This window comes from Paraburkholderia sp. SIMBA_054 (assembly GCF_046534875.1).
Lineage (GTDB): Bacteria > Pseudomonadota > Gammaproteobacteria > Burkholderiales > Burkholderiaceae > Paraburkholderia > Paraburkholderia hospita.
The window spans coordinates 1-267 of the sequence record NZ_JAWRXV010000893.1 but is presented as its reverse complement, the minus strand read 5'-3'; the positions used below and the strand labels follow the sequence as shown (position 1 = coordinate 267).

Below are 267 nucleotides of genomic sequence, written 5' to 3'. Positions count from 1 at the left end.
ATCTAGGGTATCAAATTGCATTGGTTAAAGAAGATGGAGAAATTCGGATGTTTGGTGAACCCTTTAAAACGACACAATGGAATGACCAAATGCACGCCTTATTTGAAGGCGAGAAAGCTTACAACGGGATCAAATCCTTTAAAAATTCATATTTAATCATGAGTCATTTCGCAAATGATATACAGAATACAGTGGGAACGAAAATAGAAATTGAAGGGGAAGAATGGGGATTATTTTTACGTCCGAATAACATTAGCCTTTTCACAG

At 36.0% G+C, this 267-nt stretch carries 1 protein-coding gene; it reads left to right on the top strand.

All coding sequences use genetic code 11. From position 1 onward, the window contains the following. A partial coding sequence (locus tag SB822_RS57705; RefSeq protein WP_410859185.1) for a hypothetical protein occupies positions 1 to 267 on the top strand: 267 nt, incomplete at both ends.